This window comes from Neolewinella maritima (assembly GCF_923081025.1).
In the GTDB taxonomy this organism is placed as follows: domain Bacteria; phylum Bacteroidota; class Bacteroidia; order Chitinophagales; family Saprospiraceae; genus Neolewinella; species Neolewinella maritima.
Window position 1 is genome coordinate 278129 of sequence record NZ_CAKLPZ010000001.1, and the last position, 26205, is coordinate 304333.

The 26205-nt window shown below is 53.5% G+C and carries 21 protein-coding genes; 18 read left to right on the top strand and 3 right to left on the bottom strand.

All coding sequences use genetic code 11. The features are described from left to right. Nucleotides 1-43 precede the first annotated feature (43 nt). Nucleotides 44-571 (bottom strand): dTDP-4-dehydrorhamnose 3,5-epimerase, encoded by a 528-nt coding sequence (gene rfbC, locus MJQ68_RS01185; protein WP_238749143.1) that lies wholly within the window; start codon nucleotides 569-571, stop codon nucleotides 44-46. 128 nt (nucleotides 572-699) lie between these two features. On the opposite strand from rfbC, the gene MJQ68_RS01190 reads away from it, so the two are divergent. Beyond that, nucleotides 700-1068 carry a hypothetical protein gene (locus MJQ68_RS01190; protein ID WP_238749144.1) on the top strand — a complete coding sequence of 123 codons (369 nt, stop codon included), beginning with the start codon at nucleotides 700-702 and terminating at the stop codon, nucleotides 1066-1068. 17 nt (nucleotides 1069-1085) lie between these two features. Further along, a complete protein-coding gene (locus MJQ68_RS01195) occupies nucleotides 1086-1721 on the top strand; it encodes a peptidylprolyl isomerase (RefSeq protein ID WP_238749145.1) in 636 nt (211 codons plus the stop codon). A 53-nt stretch (nucleotides 1722-1774) separates the two neighbouring features. On the opposite strand, the gene MJQ68_RS01200 is transcribed toward MJQ68_RS01195, so the two are convergent. Both MJQ68_RS01200 and MJQ68_RS01205 read right to left on the bottom strand, forming a co-directional pair. Then, on the bottom strand, nucleotides 1775-2326 hold the full coding sequence (locus MJQ68_RS01200; protein ID WP_238749146.1) for a class I SAM-dependent methyltransferase: 552 nt from the start codon (nucleotides 2324-2326) through the stop codon (nucleotides 1775-1777). A 42-nt stretch (nucleotides 2327-2368) separates the two neighbouring features. Next, the gene (locus MJQ68_RS01205; protein ID WP_238749147.1) at nucleotides 2369-3607 is read right to left on the bottom strand and encodes a hypothetical protein; all 1239 of its coding nucleotides are present in this window, start codon (nucleotides 3605-3607) and stop codon (nucleotides 2369-2371) included. Between the two features lie 48 nt (nucleotides 3608-3655). Here MJQ68_RS01205 and MJQ68_RS01210 point away from each other — a divergent pair, with 48 nt between their 5' ends. From MJQ68_RS01210 to MJQ68_RS01285, 16 genes are all read left to right on the top strand, one after another. Continuing rightward, entirely contained in the window at nucleotides 3656-4339 is a 684-nt protein-coding gene (locus MJQ68_RS01210) for a response regulator transcription factor (RefSeq protein ID WP_238749148.1), read from the top strand. 17 nt (nucleotides 4340-4356) lie between these two features. Then, nucleotides 4357-6447, top strand: a complete 2091-nt coding sequence (locus MJQ68_RS01215) for a hypothetical protein (protein ID WP_238749149.1) — start codon at nucleotides 4357-4359, stop codon at nucleotides 6445-6447. Between the two features lie 299 nt (nucleotides 6448-6746). Then, nucleotides 6747-10418: a beta strand repeat-containing protein gene (locus tag MJQ68_RS01220; protein ID WP_238749150.1), complete on the top strand. Its 3672-nt coding sequence runs from the start codon at nucleotides 6747-6749 to the stop codon at nucleotides 10416-10418. A gap of 156 nt (nucleotides 10419-10574) precedes the next feature. Beyond that, entirely contained in the window at nucleotides 10575-11183 is a 609-nt protein-coding gene (locus MJQ68_RS01225) for a transcription termination/antitermination NusG family protein (protein WP_238749151.1), read from the top strand. A gap of 69 nt (nucleotides 11184-11252) precedes the next feature. Next, nucleotides 11253-12578: a glycosyltransferase gene (locus tag MJQ68_RS01230; protein WP_406612606.1), complete on the top strand. Its 1326-nt coding sequence runs from the start codon at nucleotides 11253-11255 to the stop codon at nucleotides 12576-12578. Further along, complete coding sequence (rfbB, locus tag MJQ68_RS01235) at nucleotides 12575-13588, top strand: dTDP-glucose 4,6-dehydratase (RefSeq protein ID WP_238749153.1); 1014 nt, start codon at nucleotides 12575-12577, stop codon at nucleotides 13586-13588. The genes MJQ68_RS01230 and rfbB overlap by 4 nt, the downstream gene beginning before the upstream one ends. Beyond that, the gene (gene rfbA, locus MJQ68_RS01240) at nucleotides 13585-14451 is read left to right on the top strand and encodes a glucose-1-phosphate thymidylyltransferase RfbA (RefSeq protein WP_238749154.1); all 867 of its coding nucleotides are present in this window, start codon (nucleotides 13585-13587) and stop codon (nucleotides 14449-14451) included. Before rfbB ends, rfbA begins: the two co-directional genes overlap by 4 nt. Nucleotides 14452-14526: 75 nt before the next feature. Next, the gene (locus MJQ68_RS01245) at nucleotides 14527-16248 is read left to right on the top strand and encodes an ABC transporter ATP-binding protein (RefSeq protein ID WP_238749155.1); all 1722 of its coding nucleotides are present in this window, start codon (nucleotides 14527-14529) and stop codon (nucleotides 16246-16248) included. Nucleotides 16249-16290: 42 nt separating this feature from the next. Next, complete coding sequence (locus tag MJQ68_RS01250) at nucleotides 16291-17637, top strand: nucleotide sugar dehydrogenase (protein ID WP_238749156.1); 1347 nt, start codon at nucleotides 16291-16293, stop codon at nucleotides 17635-17637. Between the two features lie 29 nt (nucleotides 17638-17666). Beyond that, a complete protein-coding gene (locus MJQ68_RS01255) occupies nucleotides 17667-18755 on the top strand; it encodes an NAD-dependent epimerase (RefSeq protein ID WP_238749157.1) in 1089 nt (362 codons plus the stop codon). Next, the gene (locus MJQ68_RS01260; RefSeq protein ID WP_238749158.1) at nucleotides 18755-19492 is read left to right on the top strand and encodes a tyrosine-protein phosphatase; all 738 of its coding nucleotides are present in this window, start codon (nucleotides 18755-18757) and stop codon (nucleotides 19490-19492) included. Before MJQ68_RS01255 ends, MJQ68_RS01260 begins: the two co-directional genes overlap by 1 nt. Nucleotides 19493-19499: 7 nt before the next feature. After that, complete coding sequence (locus MJQ68_RS01265) at nucleotides 19500-20303, top strand: polysaccharide biosynthesis/export family protein (RefSeq protein ID WP_238749159.1); 804 nt, start codon at nucleotides 19500-19502, stop codon at nucleotides 20301-20303. Between the two features lie 26 nt (nucleotides 20304-20329). Further along, nucleotides 20330-22714, top strand: coding sequence for a polysaccharide biosynthesis tyrosine autokinase (locus MJQ68_RS01270; RefSeq protein WP_238749160.1), 2385 nt, complete (start codon nucleotides 20330-20332; stop codon nucleotides 22712-22714). A 958-nt stretch (nucleotides 22715-23672) separates the two neighbouring features. After that, nucleotides 23673-23945 (top strand): hypothetical protein, encoded by a 273-nt coding sequence (locus MJQ68_RS01275; protein WP_238749161.1) that lies wholly within the window; start codon nucleotides 23673-23675, stop codon nucleotides 23943-23945. After that, the gene (locus tag MJQ68_RS01280) at nucleotides 23930-25039 is read left to right on the top strand and encodes a glycosyltransferase (protein ID WP_238749162.1); all 1110 of its coding nucleotides are present in this window, start codon (nucleotides 23930-23932) and stop codon (nucleotides 25037-25039) included. The genes MJQ68_RS01275 and MJQ68_RS01280 overlap by 16 nt, the downstream gene beginning before the upstream one ends. Further along, nucleotides 25039-26130 (top strand): glycosyltransferase family 4 protein, encoded by a 1092-nt coding sequence (locus MJQ68_RS01285; protein ID WP_238749163.1) that lies wholly within the window; start codon nucleotides 25039-25041, stop codon nucleotides 26128-26130. Before MJQ68_RS01280 ends, MJQ68_RS01285 begins: the two co-directional genes overlap by 1 nt. The last annotated feature ends 75 nt before the right edge of the window (nucleotides 26131-26205 follow it).

A 26205-nucleotide genomic window follows, 5' to 3' on the forward strand; every position in this document is an offset into this window, starting at 1 on the left:
TCACTGAGCCGGGGCAGCGTGCGTTTACGGCGGTTGCCGGGAGCTACAGGCCCGGCCAGGCTAGGTCACGCTCGACAATATGGTAGCCGCCCTCCACCTCCGGCCACTCTACGCCGATGGCGGGGTCATCGTAGCGTAGCCCACCTTCGGCTTCCGGAGCGTAAAAATTGTCGCACTTGTACAGAAAGATAGCCTCCTTGGAGGTCACTACGTAGCCATGGGCGTAGCCCCGGGGGATGTATAGTTGCCGGTGGTTGTCTCCGCTCAGGTACAGGCCGTACCACTGCAGGTAGGTGGGGGATGTCGGGCGGATGTCCACCGTTACATCGTACACTTCACCGCTGACTACCCGCACCAATTTGGCCTGTGCCGCCTCGCCGGCCTGAAAGTGTAGTCCGCGGAGTACCCCACGGCTGCTCGCTGCCTGGTTGTCCTGTACGAAGCAGGCCGCGGCATCTACTTCCTGGAACACCTGCTCGTTGTACGCTTCGAAGAAGTAGCCGCGTTCGTCGCCGAAGACGCGGGGTTCGAATACGAGCAGTCCGGGGAGCGGGGTAGTCTGAAAGGGCATAGAGAAGGAGGCGAATTTAGGGCCGGGGTCAACTTCCCCCCCGGCTCCGTCCGTTTATGCGGCGAAGGTAAGCCGACGCCCCCAACCCAGCCTGCCTTCCGTTTACGACTCCACTAATCACCCACCCCATGACCGACTGGGAGCAAGACTTCGCCTACCAACGCGTACGCCACCTCGTACAGGCCCGCTTTCGTCGGGGTACCCTGCCCGATCTCAATGCCCTACTCTTTCTCATCGGTGTGCAGGAACTGGGCCGCTGGCAGGCCGACTTCACCAAGGAAGAAAAACGCGACCTGATGCACGTAGCCGTATGCCGCCTGTTTGCCGAAGACGGCCACTACCGCTTCGAGGGCCGCGATGCCGACGGCTGGCCCCACTACGCCCTTACCAGCAAGATCGCACCGGTAGACCTGAAGGGGCAGGAGGAACTGTTGAAGGCGAAGATCGTGGGCTACTTCGAGGAGCTGGAGCTTACCGAGGGGCGGATCGATTCCTGAGGTAGTACCTTCGCTGCATGCGCGTACTGCTTGTTGTTATCTCCCTGTTTACTCTTGCCGCCTGCCAGCCCAGCGGCCCTACCCACGCCATCATCTCCACCACCCTGGGTGACGTAGAGGTTAAGCTGTATCCCGAGACCCCCGGCCATACCCAGAACTTCATCAAGCTGGCCGAAGAAGGTTTTTTCGATAGCACCCTCTTCCACCGCGTGATCCCGGGCTTCATGATCCAGGGAGGAGATCCGCTGAGTAAGGGTGCCGCCGCCGACAAAACTCTCGGTATGGGTGGTCCCGGATACATGCTTGACGCCGAGATCGGTGCGCCCCACCTGTACGGCGCCCTGGCCGCCGCCCGCCCCCCGCAAGATCCGGAGAAGAAGAGCAACGGCTCGCAGTTTTTCATCGTCACCGGTCAACTGGTCGACGATTCCACGCTGGACCAGCTCGAACGCATCAAGGGGATCACTTACAGCGAAGCCCAACGCGCCGCCTACCGGGAGCAGGGGGGTAGCCCTAGCCTGGATCAGGACTATACAGTCTTCGGTGAGGTCGTCAGCGGAATGGATGTCGTGGAGACTATCGCTGAGGTGGAAACCGGGCAGTATGATCGGCCGCAGCAGGACGTGATCATCCGCAGCGTGACCATCAAGTAGTCTAGCCCGTTTTCATTGCACCCCGATAACTATTGGGGCGGCCCCGCCCCGGTTCATACCAACCCCAACGAGCAGCTATACACAAAGGCCGGCGGCAGATTGGCCAGCGTAAAGCCCACGGAAACTTTATCAAAGCTGTCCTTCAGCAGACCGTAATCCTGTAGTGCATACTGGTACTGGAGAAAATGCCCCTCCGGGCGAAGTACCACCTGCGCCTGCCGGATGATCTCCTCCTTAGTGACCTGCGGGATCATACTCAGGGGCAGGCTGGACACGACGAAGTCGACGCTTCCCGGACTGAAATGGTCCGTCAGGAGCTCGGCCCCCACCGGTAGGACCCGTAGCCGGGGATCAGCCAAACACCCGAGGCGTTGAACGAAGGCAGGATTAATCTCAAAGGCTGTCAGGCTACTTTCGGAGTGCAGACGGCCCAGCAAGGCAGAAGTAATGCACCCGTCTCCCGGCCCAAGCTCGATCACGGTGAGGGGCACCCGGGAGGGGACAGACTCGATCAGCCGCTTGATGAGGAGGGGGGAAGCCCGGGCGATGGCCCCCGTGGAACGAAAGTTCCGGATGGCTTCCCGAAAGAAAGACCAGTTGTTCATGCGCGCGGCAGTCGAAAGTAGGACAAAGAACGGCTAAAAAGCTCACTTCCCGTACCTGACCCGCAACTGCATGCCCGGCCACTGCACCTCCATGCCGTGTACCATCTCACCGCGGAACAGGGGAGTAAGGGCTGTGGAGAGCATGTTCTCCCCCGATTGCAGGTAGTGCACATCATGCCCCGTGTACTGTGGTGAGTGGGTAGCAAAGACGTAACAATCATCCGTACGGTCCCAGATCAGGTGACCGTTTAGAAACACCCCATTGCTGTAACAGGGCGACCAGCTGACCCAGTGGACCTGCAGGGCCGTAGCGGTCTCCACGTCTTCGTCAATCTGGATGGACTGCTCGAAGGCACCCGAGCGAGTGACCCAGTTGCGCGGCGCCTCTCCACCGTAGACCGCTACGGTATAGGGACGGGGGGCAAGGGTAAGGTTCCGTAGGGGAGGACCTACCCGGTACTTACCGTCCGCCCCCAGCACCCGGGCCTGTACGGCGAAGCCTTCTTGGGTAGGGAGCCACTCGGTATTCCAGCGCTGGGCAAATCGGGTGGAGCGCGCCGTGCTGCGGCCAATGATTTGCAGGGGCTCTCCGCGGTGGGTCTGCCAGTGTATGCGGTCCTGCACGCCACGGCCCGACCAGTCGACGTCGTGACCGATGAAGACGTAATCAGCTAGCTCATCCCCGGCCCGTACGTCCTTTATATATAGGTAGCTGCTGCTGGGTACCATCTGGTCCGGATAATCAATGACGGGCATGGACACCGTATCACTAGGGTAGTGCACACGCAGGATCACGGCATAGAACAGATTTTGCGGCCAGCCCCAGCGCTGGGCGGTGTCGAGTGTGAGGGCGAAGCGGTTGTCGTGACCGGCATGGAGCTGCGCGAGGGGTACCTCGACCGTAACATCGGTGTGGTACATATACTCGGTCTGCGGTTCGGGTACGTCAGCGGGCTCGGGGATGGACAGGGCGGTATGGCCATTGACGGCTACCCGCAGATCACGGCTATCCTCGTGCCCCAGCACCTTTTCGAAGGTGAGCGTGGCGTGGGTAGCAGCGGTAAGGTCGAGCGCCTGTGGGAATACTAACTGGTCACCAACTTGTAAAGAATCGGGCAGTTTACCCACCTGCTCGGCGTAGCCGTAGCGGCCACCGACGCGCAGGAAGGCCTCGCCGTCACCAGCGGGGGTAGTCCAGATATACTCCCGGTAGACATCACCGGGCGTCCACTGGCCGTATAGCGTGGCGGAAAGGAAGAGCAGCGACAGAAGACGGATCACAACCATTGGGTTTAGCTTATTGTAAGAAACAGCAAATACCCCACACTCATGCTGCGTATCCTGCTGGTCGAAGACGAAGAGAATATCCGCGACACCGTCAAGCTCAATTTTGAGCTGGAGGGCTTCGAGGTAGTCACCGCCGAAGATGGCCGCAAGGCCCTCAAGCACGCCAGCGAGCAGCACTTCGATGTGATGGTGGTCGACGTGATGCTCCCCGAAGTCAGTGGCTTCCAGGTCGTAGAGCAGATCCGACTCACGAACCGGGACACGCCCATTATCTTCCTCACCGCAAAGGATCAGGCGCAGGACCGTATCCAGGGACTGAAGAAGGGGGCCGACGACTACCTCACCAAGCCCTTCGTGTTTGAAGAACTCTTGCTGCGCATCAACCGGCTCATCGAGCGCACCAGCAAGTCACCCGAGGTGCGGCCCGAACTGTTCACCTTCGGCGAGAACCGCGTCAACTTTGCCACCTACGAGGCCACCGGCAACCAGGGAGTATTCACCCTGACCAAAAAAGAGGCCATGCTACTGAAGCTCCTCACCGAGCGGCGGGGCGAGGTGGTCAGCCGCCAGCAGATCCTGCAGTCGGTCTGGGGGTATGACGTGTACCCCAGTACACGCACGATCGACAACTTCATTCTGTCGTTCCGCAAGTACTTCGAGCAGGACCCTAAGGTGCCCACGCACTTCCTGAGCGTCCGTGGCGTTGGCTATAAGTTCGTGGAGTAGACCCCCGTAGCCCGTATATGCAATCCCTCACCTTTGAATACCCCGTCTGGTACCTCGCCGTATGTGCGCTGGCGGGACTCGGGGTGGCCCTGCTGCTGTATTTCCGCGCGGACAACCCCGCCCCGCGGGCACTGATCTGGACGATGGCCGTGCTCCGCTTTCTCGGCTACAGTTTGCTGGCCGCCCTGCTACTGTCCCCCCTCCTGCGCTTCGTACAGACGGACCGCGAGGAGCCCATCGTAGTTCTGGCCCAGGACGTGAGCGAATCCATCGGGCTGGAAACGGACACCACCGCCTACACCACTCAGTGGACTGCCCTACGCAACGAACTGGCCGAATCCTACGAAGTGGTCACTTACCAGTTCGGTAGTCAGGTCACTCAGGACGGTCCCCTCACCTTCACCGACAAGCAGACCAATCTCGACGCCGTCCTCACTCAGATCAGCGATGTCTACGGCAATCAGAACCTGGGGGCGGTCATCCTAGCCACCGACGGTATCTACAACGAAGGTAGCAACCCCGCCTACCGCGAGTATGGCCTTCAGGCGCCGGTGTATACTATAGGTCTTGGCGATACGACCCGCCGGCGCGATCTGCGGGTCAGCCGCGTGTTCCACAACCGGATCGCCTACCTCGGCGATCAGTTCTCGATCCAAATCGACCTGAACGCCCGCAATGCCAGCGCCGAGGCGACCACCCTGACCGTCACCCGCCTCGGGGAGGGCGGCAGCCGTACCGTCCACACCGAACGCATCCCGATCGACCAGGCCGACTTCTTCACCACCCGCGAGGTCGTACTGGACGCCGATCGGCCGGGTGTGCAGCGGTACCGCATTGCCGTCGCTCCACTAGCTGGCGAGGCCGTCACGGCTAACAACCAGCGCGACATCTTCGTAGATGTACTGAACGCACGGCAAAAAATCCTGATCCTGGCGGCTGCTCCCCACCCGGATGTGTCCGCGCTCCGCCAGTCGCTACAGACTGGTCGGAATAACGAGGTAGAGATCGCCTACGCCAATCGCTTCACCGGCCGGGTACAGGACTACGACCTGGTCGTGCTCCACCAACTGCCTTCCGCTACCCAGCGCATCACGCCCATCCTGGAGGTAATTCAGCAGGCAAAGCTTCCGGTCTGCTTCATCACCGGTCCCGCCGTGCCTGCTCCGCTCCTCAATGCGGCCCAGGACCTCGTCACCATAGGGGGCGGAGGCACGCAGGTGCAGGGTAACGACGTAAGTGCACGGCTGGTCACCCCCTTCACGGCCTTTACCCTTAGCGACGAGGTAAGTCGCTTCCTTCCGGCATTTCCGCCGCTTACCGCGGCCTTCGATAATTTCTCCGCTGGGCCGGGAGCCAACGTGCTGCTGCGGCAGCGGATCGGTCGGGTAGATACCGAATACCCCCTGCTGGTAGTGGGCCAAGACCGGGGGGTGCGCACTGGGATACTACTCGGTACCGGGCTCTGGCAGTGGCGGCTCTACGACTACCTGGATGGCGGTACCCACGATCGCTTTGACGAGTTGGTGTCCCAGCTCACCCAGTACCTGACGGTACAGGAAGACAAGCGCCGCTTCCGCGTCAGTCTGCCCGAGAACGTGTTTGCGGAGAACGAGCCGGTCCGTCTGGACGCCGAGCTATACAATAGCAGCTATGAGCTGGTCAACGAGCCGGAGGCGCGCGTAGTGCTTACCGGACCGGACGATCGGGAGTATACCTATACGTTCACCCGCACCACCACTGCCTATACCCTCAACGCCGGTACCCTGCCGGTGGGCAACTACCGCTACCGCGCTACTACCCAAATGAACGGGGAGGAGCTGCTCAGTGAGGGTCGCTTTAGCGTACAGGCCGTGGAGGTGGAACGCTACACACTGGAAGCGGACCACGAATTACTGCGCCGCTTAAGTAGCCGCTACGGGGGCGAATTTTTACTTCCCGATCAGCTGGGAAGCTTATCTGACCGCCTACGGGAGAGCGGGGGAGTGAAGCCGCTACTCTTCGAGACGGTCAACACCCGGTCGATCCTGAACCTGTGGGGCGTATTCGCTCTACTGCTCGCGCTATTTACCGGGGAGTGGGTACTGCGACGGTACACGGGGGGCTATTAATCTACGTGGCAGCGAACATTAGGTGATTTAGTTGCTTTTTTATCACAGATGCCAGAAGGCGTAGCTAAGTCTGCCATCGGTATCGTCTCATGAAAAACAATTGACTCTCAGTCTGCTATTGATAGCGACTGGCGTAGTTCTGCACAACTTTATTGTGTTATCGTAAAAATTAACGGTCAATTTGTCCAATTTTTTCGAACTTGGCAAAACCATGTGCGGTACTGGCACCGTAACTACTTCAAATCATGCACCCATTGGGTGCTTGGTTATCCTTAACCTTTTTTACAAACCCAGTTTCTATGTCCAAACTTTACCCCTTGCGGTGGCTATGTACGCTGCTGCTCTTACTCTTCACGACTCCACTGTTACTCGGGGCAACAATTGTAGTTACCAGTACTGGTGACAGCGGAGATGGTACACTCCGAGAGGCCGTGGCCAGTGCTGTTGCCGGTGATGTCATTCGGTTCGATGTCAGTACAAATGGTACGCCTATCAATCTAACGGGCGCTTTAATACTAATCGACAAGAGTATAGAAATCGCTGGCAACGGTATGGATCAGACGATCATTAGCGGTGCCAGTACCAACCGGATTTTTACGGTGGATGGCAACGTGACTGTTCGTATTGCAAAGCTTACGGTCCGGGATGGTGTGGCACTAATTGGTGGTGGTATACGTGTTCGCGCCGGTTCTACATTGAGGATGGAGAATGCCATCATTCGGAATAACTCGGCTACGGGTGTAGCAAGTACCCAAGGGGGTGGCGGCATCTACAACCAGGGGACAGTATTCCTACGTCGCGTGATGATCACGGAAAACACCGCTTTAGGTACGGCGGGTTCTGGTGGTGGCATTTTCAATGCTCCGGGAGGATTCCTCCAGATCGCGCTATCTAACATTTCCAACAACCAAGCTAACCGTGCAGGTGGGGGTATCGAAGATGCTTCCGAGGGTACGGATGAAACCGTTATTGGCAGTTCATTTATTTTGAACAACTCTGCACTAAGCGGACCTGGGAATGGTGGAGGAATCCATGTAGGTGGATCTGGCAACCTTCGTATGGAGGCTTGTCAAGTCAACAGCAACGTTGCCTCTAGCGAAGGCGGCGGCGTATGGATGGGTACCGGTTTGCTCCAAATCAGAAGTACTTTGGTTTCGGATAACGAAGCACAGGGTAATGCGGCTGACCAGGGAGGTGGAGGACTCTACAACGAAGGAGGTACCATGCGAGTGGACCCTGGCACACGTGTTTCCGACAACCGCGCTACTGGCACATTGGGTAGTGGAGGAGGAATTCTAAACAACCAAACTCCAGGTACTGAAGGACCCATTCGTGGTTCACTACGCCTGAATGCCGCTGTCGTTGCTAATAACACGGCCATGCGCGCCGGTGGGGGAATTGAAGATGCCTCCGGTGCCAACTCCAGGTTCTTTGTTTACAATTCCCGCGTAGATAGCAATGTCGTCATGACTAGTCCCGGCAACGGTGGAGGCATCCATATTGGCGGTGACGGGAACTCATTCATTGTGCTAAGTTCGGTAAGTGGCAATACCGCCGGACAAGAAGGCGGTGGACTCTGGAACGGTGTAGGGCGTATGGACGTACGCCGCACGGTCGTAGATAACAACGAAGCCGCTGGTGACGATGCAACCCAAGGTGGTGGTGGCATTTACAATAACGGTGGTACGCTATTTGTGAACCCCAATACGCGGGTATCGAACAACCGTGCTACAGGTGCCTCCGGCAGCGGTGGTGGTGTACTTAACGCTGCTACTACAGTTGATGAAGTAGAATTTCCGGGAACGCTGTTCGTAAACAATGCGGTGATTGTGAGTAACACGGCCGTACGCGCCGGTGGAGGAATTGAAGATGCCTCCGGCAGTGCCAGTCGCTTCTTCATTCAAAATGCAGTCATCGATAGCAACACGGTTGCCAGCAATCCCGGCAACGGCGGTGGTATCCACATTGGAGGTGACGGCAACCTGCTTATTCGTACGAGCCAGGTACGGGTGAACTCAGCATCCTCGCAGGGCGGCGGCATCTGGGGTGGTACGGGTACCATTACGGTAACGGCCGGAACCTTTACCGAAAATACCACCTCAGGTACTGCAAGTACCGAGGGTGGAGGAGGTTTCTACACAGATGGTGGTAGCCTTGCCATCAGTGGAGCCACTATTACGGATAATATGGCAGTCAGCGCAGCGGAGGGAGCGGCACCCAGTGGAGGTGCTATTCTTATTGCTCCGGGTGGTAGTCTCAGCTTGAACCAGTCTGTCCTTACCGGTAACATGGCCAACCGTGCTGGGGGAGCTATCGAAGATGCCTCCGGTGCTGCCGGTATCACTATAATCACGAACTCTACCATAGACGATAACATGGCCCTGGCTAACCCCGGCAACGGAGGGGCTATCCATGTAGGAGGAGAAGGTGACCTTATCATGACCGGTGGATCGGTCAGCGGTAACACGGCTGCTACTGATGGTGGAGGCCTTTGGAACGGCACCGGTATTATGACTCTCTCCAATTTGACCATTAATGGTAACGAGGCCTCGGGTGATGGCACCGTCGACGACATCCAGGGTGGTGGTGGCATCTACAACGATGGTGGTGCTGTGGAAATCTTGGGGGTCAGCGTGATCAGCGATAACACCGCTAGCGGCGTCGCAGGTAGTGGGGGAGGTATTCTCAGCGGTGGTGAGGCAGCTACTATTTCGCCCAAATCGATCATCCTCCGAGGTGGCACCGTTTCCGGTAATTCGGCGGTGCGCGCCGGTGGAGGCGTTGAGATCGTTCTCGGTGATTTCACTAGTAATGACGTAATCTTTGACGGTAATCGCGCTAGTGCGGCCCCCGGTAACGGAGGTGCACTGCACGTCAGCGGTACAGAAAGCAACACTGATATCAATGGAGGTGTCGTTGCAAACAACAGCGCTGCCAATGAAGGTGGAGGATTGTGGAACATGATGGGATCCTTCATGGAAGTGACCAACGTGTCTATAATGAACAACAGCGTCTACTCCGCTACCTTAGGTACGGACCAAGTGCTTGCCGGTGGCGGAATCTACAATGATGGGGGTGACCTGAATCTCGTTAGATCTACTGTATTCAACAATACTGTAGTTACCGGAGATAGCTTAGAGCTTTCCGGTACCGGTGGTGGTATTGCCAACGCAGGAACTTCGGGTGACTTCTCGGTAACGGCCTCTACAGTCACCGGCAATTCAGCTGAGACCGGTGGTGGAATCTTTAGTTCTACTAATGCTCGCATCGAAAATTCGACAGTTGTTGCTAATACCGCCACGACGGGAGGTGGCGTAGCCACGAGCGAATCCCTGCTCATTCAGGGAAGTATTCTCAGTGCAAACACTGCTGATACTGATGCAAACCTCAATCGAAGCGGGGGTACTACCACATCCGCTGGGTTCAACTTCTTCGGGACCGAGGTGGGTGATGACATCACACTCAACACTGCTAACGGAGATATTACAGGTGCGGACCCAGATCTGGGTGACTTGAGCGATAATGGAGGCACAACGATGACCCTCAAGCCTAATTGTGGCAGTCCCATAGTTGGCACAGGTGATCCAGCTGATAGTAGCCTTGACCAGCTTGGTCAGTCAGTAGTTGGGGTCCGTGATATTGGCTCCTACGAGTTGCAAGAAAGTTGTGCTAGTGCAACGGGTAGCCAAGCAGGCGTCCAGTCGAGTGCTATGACTACCACTTCCGACGAGGTGACTATTTACCCTAACCCTGTTAGTGGAGATCAAATACGTGTGTCGCTTCCCGCTCGTTTCGTCAGTGACATCTCCCTACGGGTGATGGATGCAAGTGGCCGGGTACTTCAACTGACTACCCGCCAGGGTGCCGGAACCCACCGGGTGCAACTGGACGGTTACAAAGATGGAACGTACATTCTGCAAGTTGTCAGTGGAGACGAGGTGGAAAACTTCCGCTTCGTAGTGAGTAAGTAAACCCGACTGCGATCAGGTTGTCTTAAGCCGCTATCCCTTCTCGAGGAAGGGGTAGCGGCTTTTTACTTAAGGTGATGGTGCCCACCCCCTTTGCTACAGAATGGCGTATCTTTGCGCACTCTTACAGATCGAACCTGCCCGAAAACTTGTGTATTAGTGCCAATCATCTCTCCATCGTACGGTTCCGGAGCGTCTCGGCGTGATTTTGTGGATGACTTAGACCCTCAGTATGCCCGCTGGTTCGCGCTACGGGTGGGACACCGAAAAGAGAAGGTGGTAGCTAAGCAGCTGCAACCGTCTGGGATTGAGGTGTTCGTGCCATTACGTGATCGCCCATTTCACTACAAGTCCAAGGTGGGGGTGCGGCAACTTCCCTTGCTAGGGGGCTATGTATTCGTCAGGATTGTCACTAGTCAGGCCACCTTGGTCTTACAGCCTACTTTTGTCTTTGGGTTTGTTAAGTTAGGGCGTAGCCGTCGCCAGGTCACTGCATCCGAGATTGAGCTACTTCGACGTATTTCCACTGATCATTCGTTGCAGTGGGATGTAGAGGATGCGGTGGATGCTTTCCAACCAGGCTGCGCAGTAGAAATTGCACGTGGCCCGCTAGCTGGTGTGCGGGGGCAGTACGTCACCGCAAAGAGTAAAAAGATTTTTCTAATCACTTTCGCTGGGCTGGATGCTAGGTTGATGACCTATGAGGTTGCTCCGGAAGATGTTATTCCCTTATCAAGTGCCGCAAGCGGAAACGCGACGGCACGGTAGCTATGATGCAGATAGTTCCAAGGATGGATCATTACCGTACGATCGGTTTGGGCAGAGTGGTTTCGACACATGGACGGCGAAGCCATAAGTAAACGGGTACTGATCATCACCTACTACTGGCCTCCTTCCGGGGGGGTGGCAGTCCTCCGATGTTTAAAGATAGCCAAGTACCTGCGCACACAGGGTTGGGAACCGGTCATCTTCACAGCCGTAAACGCACACTATCCTACGGTAGACCACAGCAACGATGGTGACATCCCAAACCAACTGGAGGTCATTCGCCAACCTATATGGGAGCCTTACAGTTGGTACAAACGATTTACGGGAAAGCCCCCGGAAGAGAACGTCAACAACGTATTTTACACTGACGAATCAGCTGGAGGGTGGAAGCACACTCTTGCTGTCTGGATTCGCAGTAACTTCTTCATTCCTGATGCCAGAGCGTTTTGGATACGGGGATCAGTGAAGCGGCTACTTACTTACCTGGCCGACCATCCGGTAGATGCGCTGTTTTCTGATGGGCCACCCCACAGTAATACTCGTATCGCTACACTGGTCAGTCAGCGCACGGGCTTACCCTGGTTAGCTGACTTTCAAGACCCCTGGACACAAGTCGATTACTACGGCCTACTGAAGTTGACCCGATGGGGAAGACGGCGCCACGAGCGTATGGAGCAGGAAGCCCTACAACAGGCTAGCTTGACTACTATCGTAGGTCCTTCGTGGAAAAAAGAACTGGAAGCGATTGGTGCCCGAAACGTACGGGTACTTTACTGGGGCTACGATCCGGAAGATTTTTCCGGTTTGGAACGCAATCCACACAGAAAGTTCACACTCACGCACCTCGGTATCATGGGCTACGATCGGCACCCGGAGGTGCTGTTTGCCGCCATCACGCAGCTTAACCGAGATGTGCCTGAATTCGCCCACGATTTTGAGTTGCGCCTGTACGGACAGGTCGACCATCGGGTACGTGCAAGTCTAGCTGCCTACGGTCTGCTACCCCAAGTGAGCTTCTGTGGAAATGTGGACCGACGGGTAGCGCTTCAGGAAACAGTCGACAGCCACGTTCTTCTGCTGCTCCTCAATCAGCAACCAAATGCCCGGGGCCGCATCCCCGGTAAACTGTTCGAATACTTGGCAGCTCGCAACCCTGTACTGAACATCGGACCGGTCGACAGTGATGTGGCCGACATCCTGACCGAGACGGGGTGTGGGCAGACTTTCGATTATTCCACTGCACCTGCGCATCCCGCCCGCTACCTCCTGGAGCTGTACCGACAGTTTAAAGGAGGTAAGTCGTTACGAATGCAGCCGACGCCCTTGATTGAGCGGTATAGCCACCCCCGGCTGGTGGCACAACTGGCTACTTACTTAGATGAGATTATCGCATGAGTGCTAAAACTGTTCTTGTTACTGGAGGAGCCGGCTTTATCGGGTCCCACCTGGTGCGGCATCTGGTCAGGCAGTATCCTGACTACACGGTAATCAATCTTGATGCCCTTACGTACGCAGGACATCAGCAAAGCCTGTCTGATGTAGTTGATGCACCGAATTATTGCTTTGTACAGGCGGATGTGGCCGATCTAGAGGCTATGCGTCGCGTGTTTCAAGACAACGCCATCGATTGGGTAGTACATCTGGCGGCGGAAAGCCACGTAGACCGGAGTATTTCCGATCCCCTGATCTTCGTGCGTACAAACACGCTGGGTACGGCTACGCTGCTTCAGGTGGCGCGGGAGAGTTGGCAGAATGCGTTGGAGGGTAAACGGTTTTACCATGTGTCGACGGACGAAGTGTATGGCTCGTTGGGACCAACGGGGATGTTCACCGAGACAACACCTTACGACCCCCGGAGTCCCTACTCGGCATCAAAAGCAGCGAGTGATCACCTCGTACGGGCATGGTATCACACCTATGATTTTCCGGTGGTAATCAGTAATTGCTCTAACAACTACGGGCCCTACCAGTTGCCAGAGAAGTTGATTCCGCTGTTCATCCGCAACATCGTAGCCGGTAAGCCACTACCAGTCTATGGGCAGGGGAGCAATGTGCGGGACTGGCTCTATGTAGCAGACCACGTGCGGGCAATCGATCTGATACTGCACCAGGGCGTGGTAGGACAAACGTACAATATTGGAGGGCACAACGAGTGGAAGAACATCGACCTAGTACGCGTTATCTGTCGTACAATGGACCGGAAGCTGAACCGCACACCCGGGGATAGTGAGCGTCTGATCACCTACGTGACGGACCGGGCGGGCCACGACCAGCGCTACGCCATCGATGCCAGTAAGATGCAACGGGAACTGGGCTGGGTGCCGGAGATACAATTTGAGGAGGGCATCGAACGTACTATCGACTGGTACCTCGCCAATGCGCGGTGGATCACTAGTGTATTATGAAAGGAATCATTCTAGCCGGAGGGTCAGGCACACGACTCTATCCCATCACCAAGGCAGTCAGCAAGCAGTTGATGCCGGTGTACGATAAGCCGATGATCTACTACCCACTGTCGATCCTGATGCTGGCGGGTATCCGGGAGATTTTACTGATCACTACACCGCACGATCGGGAAGCGTTCCAGGCGTTGCTGGGAGACGGCAATGAACTGGGGTGCAGCTTTGAATACGCGGTGCAGGAAAAACCTAATGGACTGGCTCAGGCTTTCGTTATCGGAGAAGGATTTATCGGTGGGGACACCTGCGCGCTGATTCTGGGAGATAACATCTTTCACGGGACCGGCCTGGTGGACCTGCTGCGAATGAGCACGGATATCTCCCACGGTGCCCGGGTGTTTGCCTATCCGGTACTGAATCCAGAACGCTACGGTGTAGTTGAATTCGACGAGGATAATCGAGTGGTCAGTATTGAAGAGAAGCCCGCTACTCCCCGTAGTAAATACGCCGTGCCCGGTCTGTACTTTTATGATGCGCGGGTAGTGGAGATCGCAAAGCAGATACGGCCCAGCTCGCGTGGGGAGTATGAGATCACGGACTTGAACCGTTACTACCTAGAAGAAGGAACGTTAGACGTTGGCGTGATGGGCCGCGGGACGGCCTGGCTGGATACGGGGACCTTCGAGAGCCTGCATGACGCGGCGGAGTTCGTACGGGTGATCGAGAAGCGGCAGGACTACAAAATAGGCTGCATCGAGGAGGTGGCGTACCGTATGGGCTACATCAACCGGGAGCAGCTCATGCAAATAGCTGCGCCACTGCGAAAGAGCGGCTACGGCACTTATTTGGAAAATCTCATAGACAATTAAAGTGTGTTAGAACGGCTAAAGAGACTACTCCCCCTGGGGTATTTCAACTTTTTCTATAGCTACTTGGGGGTCAGTGTGCACATTGCGCTGGCCACTAGTATGCTTGTCGCTATCCTGGATGGATTAGGGTTGACGATGTTTCTTCCTCTGATGCAGGCGGTGGACGGTGGCAGCACACCCAACAAGGGCGAAATGGGGGATATGCGCGTCGTGATCGATGCGATGGAGACGATAGGTTTGACACCAAATCTGGTGACAGTGCTCATCATGATGCTTGTCTTTTTTCTTCTTAAGGGAGTAGCGAAGTTTGGGATGGAGTATTACCGGGTAGTGCTGCAACAGCGGTTCGCTAACAAGATGCGGCTGGACAATATGCGCCTCCTGGCGGGGTATAGCTACAGTGAATTCTCCCGAGCGGACTCCGGTAAGATTCAGAACACTTTTAGCGGAGAAATCTCGCGCATCAACAGTGCTTACCGGCAGTACTTTTTGATGCTCCAGTACTTGATCATGACGGTGGTGTATGTCGTGCTGGCTTACGTTTCGAACCCCAAATTTGCCATCATTGTAGCTGTGGGTGGTGCACTGTCCAATCTGGTGTTTAGTCAGATCTATTCGACCACCAAGACAGCATCCCGTAAGGTATCAAAGGAGATGAACGTCTTTCAGGGCTTTCTGATTGAGAGTGTCTCTTCCTTCAAATTTCTGAAAGCCACCGATCTAATCAGCAAGTACAAACAGAAGATCGATCAATCGATTGTGGATGTGGAGTACCAGCAGCGTCGGATCGGCGTGATGACGGGTATCGCCTCCGCTGCGCGCGAACCACTTATCATCATAGTAGTGGTAGCCGCCATCCTAATTCAAGTGCTATATTTTCAAGAAAGCCTCGGGCTAATCATTCTTAGTTTACTTTTCTTTTATCGGGCACTCACGTATCTGGTGATTATGCAAAGCTCCTATAATGCATTTCTCGCCGTAGAGGGCTCCATCCAAAACATGAAGGAGTTTACTCACGAAATGGAAGAAAGTCAGGAGGAAGAGGGTGAAATACCCTTCAATGGGTTGCAGCAGGGTTACTCCGTTGAAAAACTCAGTTACTCATACCCAGAAACCCAGGTGCTGAGCGAGTTAACGTTTGAAGTACGCCGTTTTGAAACAGTTGGTATTGTAGGTGAAAGTGGTACAGGTAAGACTACACTAGTTAATCTACTTTGTGGGTTACTCCCTGTTGACAAAGGGATGATCTTTGTTGACGGAACCGACATCGCGGATTTAGAGAAACACAGTTTCCGCCGGTCCATAGGATACGTCACACAGGAGGCGCAGGTGTTTGCTGACACCGTCAAGAACAATGTGAGTTTCTGGGACGCTGATACTGGTGTGAAGGATGAGAAAGTGTGGCAAGCACTGCGCCTAGCTCATGCAGACACCTTTGTCCAAGAGCTACCTCAGGGGCTAGACACGATCATCGGCATCAATGGGGTAAACCTTAGCGGAGGCCAACGGCAGCGACTATCCATCGCCCGAGAGCTCTATCGGAATGTGGATATTCTGATTTTGGACGAAGCCACCTCTGCATTAGATTCACAGAGTGAATTGCTAATTCAGGAAAATATTGATAGCCTCTCGGGAAGCCTAACGATCATAGTTATAGCACACCGGTTGTCCACTATTCGCAACGCGGACAAGATCGTCTTCCTTAAACAAGGTGGAGCATACGATATAGGTACTTTCTCCTCTTTACAGCATAGTTCGGCAAATTTCCGAAAAATGGTCGATTTACAGACTGTATAGTGCTATTATCTTTTACTTCTCTCATCATTCACACAAGCAAGTATGTCTACAGCCACTTTAAACAACGTATCAACCACCATAGATGCAAAACGGGAGTTAAGCGCCTATCGCAAGAAGAAGCAGTCCATTTCGGTGGTCGGCCTCGGGTACGTCGGTCTTCCGCTCGCCCTGGAATTAGCAAAAAAATTTAAGGTTATTGGGTTCGACATCAGTGCTCCCCGGGTGGAGATGATGCGCAACCAGCAGGATCCTAGCGAAGAACTCGAAGCGGCTGCTTTCGAAGGAAAGGACATCACCTTCACCGCAGACCCACAGGAGCTCGGGGGGGCTTCCTTCCATATAGTGGCCGTACCTACCCCGGTCGACGAAAGTCGTACCCCCAACCTCAAGCCATTACTCGGTGCTAGCCGCTCCGTCGGCAAGGTGCTTAAGAAGGGGGACATCGTTGTTTTCGAATCCACCGTCTATCCGGGTTGTACGGAAGAAGACTGCGTACCTATCCTGGAGGCGGAAAGCGGCCTTACCTTCGGCGAGGACTTTACCGTCGGCTACTCTCCCGAGCGGATAAATCCGGGTGACAAGGAACATACGGTCGACAAAATTCTAAAGATCGTAAGCGGCAGTGACCCTGAAACCCTACAGATCGTCGCCGGTATCTACGGTGATATCATTACGGCAGGTATTTACGAAGCAGCCAGTATCAAAGTGGCTGAAGCAGCCAAGGTGATTGAAAACAGCCAACGCGACGTCAACATTAGTTTCGTCAACGAGCTGAGCATCATCTTCCGCCGGATGGGCATCGATACCCAGGATGTGCTGGAGGCAGCCGGTACGAAGTGGAATTTCTTGCCCTTTCGCCCTGGGCTAGTCGGTGGTCACTGCATCAGTGTTGATCCCTACTACCTACTTCATAAAAGTGTGAAGATGGGCTATGACCCACTGGTGATCGCAAGTGGGCGCAGGATCAACGATAGAATGCCGGCCTTTATCGCCAAAGAACTGGTGCAAGCGCTTCTTAAAGAAAACAAGAACCCCAAGCAGAGTAAAGTACTGGTACTGGGCGTGACCTTCAAAGAAAACGTAGCCGATATTCGTAATTCGAAGGTAGTAGATGTAGTACGGGAACTTATGGACTTTGGCGTCAACGTCCAGCTCTATGACCCCTACGCTAGCCCCAATGAGATCGCGCACGAGTACAAGTTGGCGATGATTGAGGAGATCGGTCAACAGTACGACGCGGTCGTAGTGGCCGTGGCCCACCAGGAGTTCAGGTCGTTCACGCTTGATAAGTTCCGCGAACTCAGTAAAGACCGGCTACTTTTGTTTGACCTCAAGGGGCTGTACGATCGTAATCAACTGCAAGAGGGCGAAACCATCTGGCGGCTATAAATTAATTAGTCTCTCATAAATACTTATCCATGATTCTGATTACTGGAACCGCCGGCTTTATCGGCTTCCACCTCGCACAGCGGCTTTTGGCTGATGGCGAAGCGGTGGTAGGTCTAGACATCGTCAATGACTACTATGATGTCAATGTCAAATATAGTCGACTAGCCGAAGCGGGTATCGACAAAGCAAAGATCACCTACAATCAGTTGGTCCAGAGTAGTACACAGACCAACTACCGCTTCGTGCAACTCGACATGACGGACCGCGAGGGCCTAAATGCCCTTTTCGCTGCTGAACAGTTCAGCACGGTAGTTAACCTGGCCGCCCAGGCTGGCGTCCGCTACAGTCTGATCAACCCGCAGGCCTACATCGACAGCAACATCATCGGCTTCACCAACATCCTAGAGGCCTGTCGCCATCATGGGGTCAAACACCTAGCGTACGCTTCTAGCTCTAGTGTATATGGCTTAAATGAGAAGATGCCCTTGTCGACCAGCGATAATGTCGATCACCCCATCTCGTTGTACGCTGCCAGTAAGAAGAGCAATGAGCTCATGGCGCACACCTACAGTCACCTGTTCGGCTTAGCTACCACGGGGCTGCGCTTCTTCACGGTCTACGGCCCGTGGGGGCGCCCCGATATGGCCCTGTTTCTGTTTACCGAAGCCATTCTGAAGGGCGAACCCATCAAGGTATTTAACCACGGCAACATGGTGCGCGATTTCACCTACGTAGACGATATTGTAGAGGGCATCACCCGGGTGATCGCTCATCCACCTCAGGGCAATAAAGACTGGACCGGTCAGCACCCAGACCCTTCTACCTCCAAAGCACCGTATAAAGTGTACAATATTGGTAACAACGATCCTGTAAAGCTGATGGATTTTATCACCGCTATCGAAGAGGAACTCGGGCAGCCCGCCGAGAAGATCATGATGGACCTACAACCCGGTGACGTGCCCGCCACTTATGCGAATGTACAGGATCTCATGCAGGACCTTGGATACAAACCGGAAACACCGATCCGTGACGGTATCCGCTCCTTTCTCAACTGGTACCGAGCGTACTACGGCTATACGGGCGCGAAGGCAGGTGCAATACAAACTGAGCAAAACTGATGTTTGAGTTTTTGCGTCGCGGTAAGTCGTTGGACGGACTGGGTTTTCTCCAGGCTGATATGCACGCACACTGGCTGCCGGGCATCGATGATGGGGCTGCCACGCTGAATGATAGTGTGGCCATAATCCGTGATTTAGTAGACTTAGGGTACCAACAGCTCTATGCTACACCTCACGTTATGGCCGATCTGTACCCAAATTCTAGCGCAACTATCCTAGCCGCTCTGGAGACCGTCCGTGAAGCTGCGCAGAATCAAGGCATCACGGTACCCCTAGGTACCGCTGCGGAATATCTGCTGGATGAAGGCTTCTTACAACGTCTGGAACAGGATGACCTGCTCACCTTGCCGGGCAACTACTTGCTCGTGGAAATGAGCTTTGTTTCCGCACCTCCTGACGTGCATGAATTATTCTTCAAAATGCAGATGAAGGGTTACCGTCCCATTTTAGCTCACCCCGAACGGTACCGGTACTATCATACTACCTTCGATCAGTATCGCTTTCTTCACGAGCGAGGCGCCCTGTTCCAGGTGAACCTACTTTCGCTGAACGGGCACTACGGTAAATCCGTCCAGCAGATTGCATGGAAGCTGGTTGACGAGGGGCTAGTGAGCATGTTTGGGACTGATGCTCACCACCGGGCACATACCAAGGAGTTGCGTCAATTGCTGGGCAACCGTAGATTTGCTGCTTTGTCGAAGCAACAGGACTGGCTAAATCACCACCTTATTAAGTGATACGTATATGAACAGCACTTTCGGGATTGTACTATCCTTCCTTTGCCTCGCGCTGGCCTCGTCCTGCGTATCGTATCAGGAACTCGTAAATTTCGAGGGGGAAGATCTGACGACCATCAGCCCGGAAATGATCGATAACAATTATGATTTAACGGTCCAACCCGAAGATTTGTTGAAAATTGACGTAAGTAGTCTTAATCCAGATGCTGCGCTACCCTTCAATATTGTGCCCCAGAATACCCAAATGGGCCAGCAGGGAGCGGGTGGCGGTAACGGTTCTTCCGTGCTGGAGCTTACCACTGGCTACTTCGTCGACCGCGCTGGCTATATCGATTTTCCGGTTCTTGGGGCCATTCAGGTAGAAGGCCTCACCCTTACGCAGGTAAAGGATAGGATAGTAGATAGGTTGGAGAACGGGTACCTCAAGCAACCGGTCATCAACATCCGTTACCTGAACTTCAAAATCACAATCTTAGGCGCAGTCACGAATCCCGGAACCGTGCGTTTGTCTAACAAACGGATCACCGTTTTAGAAGCACTTGGAATGGCAGGGGATCTAACTAATTACGCTAATCGCAACAACATCCTGGTCATTCGGGAAGAAGATGGACAACGCACCTTCACGTACCTGGACTTACAGTCCAGCGAGGTGTTTTCCTCTGATTATTTCTATCTACAGCAGAATGATGTAATCTACGTGCAGCCCATCCGGGCGGTAGTCGCTACGGTTGCCGATCCCGGGCAGCGTATAGTCCAATATGTATCCGCCGGTCTGGCCTTGATCTCCATTTTCGTTGCTTTCACCCGGTAAGCAACTAAGCTATAATTTCGACTCGATTGGAACTACTTAACCCTACCTCTGTAGACCAGACTGCCGCTGCAGAGCTACCAAAAGTGGCTGCAGCAGGCAGTACTAGTTTGGACGTCAAGGCAGTTCTAGGTCGAGCGATCCGTCAGTGGTACCTATTTCTGCTTTTCCCTCTGTTGACGTTCTCACTGGGCTATGCGTACCTGCGTTATGAGGTGCCCGAATTTGAAGTGAAAGGAACGATACTCATTAAGGAGAGTCCGGAAGATCGCGCACTGTCTCAAGCCGTAGGTGATGTCGGGGGGGTATTTGTAGAAAACAACGCTACGAATCTGATCAACCAGATCGAGATTTTGAAGTCATTCGCCATCATGCGGGCGGCGGTGGATACGCTGGGACTGGAGGTCAGCTATCTATCCATGGGGAACGTAAAAAATACGAACCTTTACGACCTAGCGGAAAGACCCTTCCTACTATCCTCTTACCAAAGTGATGGTCAGCGTTTGTACAACAAACCCCTTTTCATTGCGCTAAATGATGACCGGCAGTCCTATGCTGTATCCTTTGAGGACGAGGAAAAGATTATAGGGCGGTTTGGTCAGTCCTTGGTGCTGCCATACGGCACCATCACGCTCGAACGCAACTCGGACTACGTAGGCAGTCGTGCTTCCATGAGTATCGTAGTCCAGGATCCGGTTAGTGTAGCTAAGAATTACGGCAAGCGACTTAAAATAAATACGCTGCGTAGTTCGGAGCTGTTAGAGATCAGTCTGCAGGACGTCGTACCTGAGCGGGCCATCGATTTCATCACGACCATCATTCAGGTATACAATACGTTCACTATCCTTGAGCAAAAGGAGATTGCCTTGCGGACAACAGAATTCGTAAACGACCGACTTGATTATCTGCAACAAGAACTTAACGAAGTGGAAGTCGCTGCGGAGGACTACATCATCAATAATGATATTGTAGGCGGCACGGATCGCGAACTGGAAACGGCCTTTACCCAACTTACCGAGAATGAGCGGCAAATTATCGAACTTTCTATCACTCAGGAGGCAATCAGCCGCCTTCGGGGTGTGCTTAGCGGAAATTCTACGGATTCACTAAGGTATCTTCCTTATACCGTGGAATTAGCAAATCTTGACCTAGGTCCAGTGCTTGAACAGTACAATCGTCTGCTTCTGGAGCGCGAACAATTATTACAATCCGCGAAGTCAGATAATCCGGCCTTGATCCCAATTAATGAGAGTTTATTAGAGGTGAGACAGACGGTCGCCGATGTGTTGAAGGAAGCTACTGAGGATATCAATAGCAATATAGCCGCACTAAAGGCTACTAACGAGACAGTGTTTACCAGTATCAAACGTATTCCGGGCAAACAGCGTGGACTCATGGCGCTGGAGCGGCAACAGTCTATCCGGGAGCAACTCTATCTTTTCTTGTTACAGCGCAGAGAAGAATCTGCGCTTTCCTCCGCCGCGGCGGTTGAAAACATCCGGGTGTTCGAAGCACCGATGCAGGGAGGAAGTACATCCTCCGGGCCAGTACCAGTTTATAGTATAGCTCTGTTGATGGGCTTGTTACTGCCCCTGGGGTGGGTTACCCTGCAGGAGTTCATGGATGATACCATCAAGAGTCCCGATAAGCTCAAAGAGTTGTCTTTGGCTCCTCTACTGGGTACAATCGCTTTCGAAACTGCGCAGAATCGCATTGTAGTGGACGCAAGTAGTCGTACTCCCATCGCTGAGATGTTTCGGATGTTACGTACCAACTTGCAGTTCGTGGGGGCCGGCAAGAACCAACAGATCATCCTGGTAACCTCCAGCGTGGGGGGGGAAGGCAAGACCTTTATCTGTCTTAACCTGAGTATGAGCTTAGCTATTTCCGGTAAGCGGGTATTGGTGATTGGCATGGACCTACGCAAGCCTAAACTAGGTAAGTACATCACCAATGATGAGAACTACCAACATGATGGCCTGACGAATTACCTGACGGGAGGAGCCCAACTAGAAGATATCATTCAACCATATCCGGAACAGTCCAACCTGCACTTCATTTCAAGCGGCGTGGTGCCCCCTAATCCGGCTGAATTGCTAATGCTGCCTAAGCTGACCGATCTACTTAGCGAGCTACGGGAAAGATACGATTATATTCTAATCGATCTACCGCCAGTAGGGTTGGTTACTGACGCACTACTGCTTAGAAATCAGGTAGACCTGTCGGTGTATGTCACCCGTTTTGGAGAGACGAAGCAGGGCCAGATAGCCATTGTAAACGACCTGTATGCCGCTAAGAAACTACCCAATCTCTCCTTAGTACTCAACGGGGTGAAGAGTGGACGGGGCTATGGCTACGGTTATGGCTATGGCTACGGTTATGGGTACGGTTATGGATATTATAGTGAGTCGTAACCTCCTCTTTTTCATAAATTGGGCAGGCGCTCCATTTTATCACCTTCAACCTGAACGCCACCAACCCAGTCGGATCAGGATACTGTGGGCTATTGTGATCGCTGTACTGACTGCAGGTATAACTATCGTAAAAAGAGCGTATCACTACAGCAGATACCGCGATACGTTACTATTTAGCGATTGGGGGACCACAGCGGCTTATTACTCCACAGTCTGCGAATATGTGGGGGCACGCCCAGTGCACCATACCGGTTGGCAGTGGAGGGGAGTAAAGGTGTGGGCGAGATTAATAGGATCAATACCCTCCATTGTTTGTTCACTCGCACAAGCAGCAGATCGTCCGACCATCAGGTTAGTCGACGTACGGGCAGCCATGTGGAGCTACGTGCGGGCTTCGGTCATTTTTGAATCTAGCAGTCCCCAGAGAATTGTTGTGTTCAGCCAGCACTCCATTACTTGTCGTGCCTTGATTTGGATAGCTCGCAAGCGAGGACTGCACGTCGTGTACCTACCTCACGCACCCACAGCTAATAATGTTGCGTACCAAGACTTACCCGTCCATACAGCGGGTCTGTGGAGTGAGCGCGATGCATCTATCTATCGAAGCTTCTCGACTTCAGGTTACCTACTGGTGGCAGGCAATCCGGTGCTGCAGGAAATTACTCCTCCTCCTGAACGCGAGTCCACAGCATTTAGGTACGTATATGCTCCTTCCCCCTACACAGAAGCAGAATTACGCAGACAGTTTGCGATACTGGGGCAACTACCTCTGGACCTACTCCGCATCAGCATGCATCCACGTATGACAAAAGCCACCTTAGCCTCCCTAGCTACGGAGCTTCTACCGTACCCGTTTGAGTTTATTGCCGAGCGGGTAGCAGTTTACTGTAGGCGAGGAGATGTAGTTCTCTGCTGCTCTTCGGGGGTAGCACTGGACGGGCTAAAGAATGGTGCTATTGTGGTAGACCTGACTGCCCCCGGGGTCGACCTGAACTACTATTACCTACAGGATGAGCTTATCATCAAGCAGCGCGAGCATGCTATTCGTGAGATTATCCCGCTGGTCAGTGCCTTCCAACTCGATCTGAAGGCGTACGAGCAACGGGCCAAACTGTTTTTCGCCGAATGGATGAGTTACACCGGTCTTCAGGCATTACAGCGTATTGCCAGTATACTAGATGAGGAACTGAAATCGACGGCAATAATCTACGACCGATGGCAGCGGACATAAGTGCACATACTGTATTATTTACTGGTCTTTTTGATGAGCATGGCACTGGACGAGAGAAATTCAGGTATAGCAACTTAATTGCCCTGCAACAAATCGTCCCGGATCTACCCGTGTTTCAGTTCAAGTACAACAAACAGCATCAGCTGGCTAAGTTACTGTCGCTACGCCTTGACGGTCTACACTTGATGAGTCGCTCCGCGTTCGTAGACTTTGTACGGAACATTCCAAAAGAGGGGATCGCCTTCTTTGATGGATCCAACTATGGGTCAGCCGTGGCCAGGCTGCGAAGTTTACGACCGGACGTTCACATCGTTGTACTCTATCATAACGTAGAAAGCTCATTCTTTCACCGGGCCTTCAAGCAGAATCGACGTCCTAAGTCCCTGGCCCTGGCCGGCTACTATTTCATGCAGGAGCGCCTGGTAGCAAAATATGCGGATGTAAATATTTTCTTGACCCAGGAAGATTTACACATTGCCAAGCAGTTTTATCCGGGAATGAGAAACACCGAAGTGCTTCCCATATCGGTAGAGTGTGACGGACCAATAAGGCCAAGTGCGGATTCGCAGCTGCCACTAAACGCCCTATTTGTAGGCGGAGCGTTCTACGCAAATGTAGAAGCCGCCCGTTGGCTTCAGGAAGCACTAGGTGATCGCCATGATATTATGTTGACGGTGGTTGGTAAGGGATTCGATCGTGTGGAGGGACTGGGCGCGGATAATATTCGCGTATTGGGATTTGTCGATTCTTTAGCTATGTACTACAACGCCAGTGATGTAGTGATGAATACTATCTTTTCCGGTTCGGGCATGAAGACTAAGGTGGCCGAAGCACTGTACTACGGTAAGCCCGTTGTATCTACCCGTATGGGGATTAATGGATATGATAAAATAATAGATAAAGATTATATTTCTATATTTGACGAGAAAGATGAATTCGTGCGGATCATGGATGCATTCATCGAGCGGAAGAAAGGTGGGCAAATCACTGCTTTTTATCCGGAGGCAAAGCAGGATTACACGATGTATTACTCTCCGGCCGCACACGTTGGCAATCTCACTCAAATTCTACAGACCTGTTTGAAAAGCACCTGATGAAGCATATCACTATATTCCTTGATCAGTACACGCATAAAAACGGAGGTAGTGCTACCCTGATTGAATTAGGCGAAGCGCTTACGCAGCTTGGGCATCGGGTCAACTACGTAGTCAACTATTTCACGGTGAAGAGCATCTTGGTCAATTTTGGCAGGGGGATCTATCCAGCTACCTTTATGGACAGCAACTCGGGATATTCGCCTAAACGGTTAGTGAAAGATACTATCAAGACGTTCTATTCACCAAGCGTCGGATCAGTCCTACGGAGATCCGACTACGTAATAGTTCCCTTCGTAAGTCCACAACGGCTTGCACGAATTAAGCAGTCGACAAAGGCTAAACTCGTTCTGAATCACGCCGCTAGTGTAGATATGATGACCAGCATAGTCCAGCAAAACGGACACACCTATTCAGCCTACTGTAGTCTTTTTGATCGGGTGCTCTTTCAGTCCGGTGCAGACTGCAAGACTTCAGGTTTACCGAACGCTACAACGCTCCGTCCCTCGTTCCGAGAGGATAAGGCCGCAAATCTCGGAGTATCGAAGGTCCTATCTGATCAGCATGTCAATATTGTGTGGGTGGGGTCTTTGCAGACCCGGAAAAGACCGGACCTCGCCCTTGATGTGGTCAGAAAGCTGCTTGCCTACGACTATACGTATAAACTGACTCTGGTCGGGCCCCATTACGATGCTGCATACGCCGCCGGTATTCGGGAGCAAGCGCTCAGTTTGCCCCCCGGCACGGTCGAGATCGCCGGATTCAGGGAGAACTACCTGCAGTATATGAGCGAGGCGGATGCTATCGTACAGACCTCTGAACTGGAGGGCGTTTCACGAATAATCCGGGAGAGTTTCTTTTTGGGCAAAGTGGTTGCAACGTTCAACATTCAGGGTACATCGGAGATCTGCACTACGGACAACGCGATCCTGGTCCCATTCGGACATGTAGATCAGCTTGCAGAGCAAGTACACGCTGCCCTGACTGATACGACAGTGAGGCAGAAACTACAGGCTAATGCACGCCTGACCTACGAGCGCGACTACTCCTGGGATGCTTATCGAGCAGCTGCAGGGAAAATATTTGCCTGATCGTCAAATTTATTCACCCCTAAATTCGTCTAGCCTATAGAAATAGCCGGTCGCTCAAGTAGGATGAAGAACTTT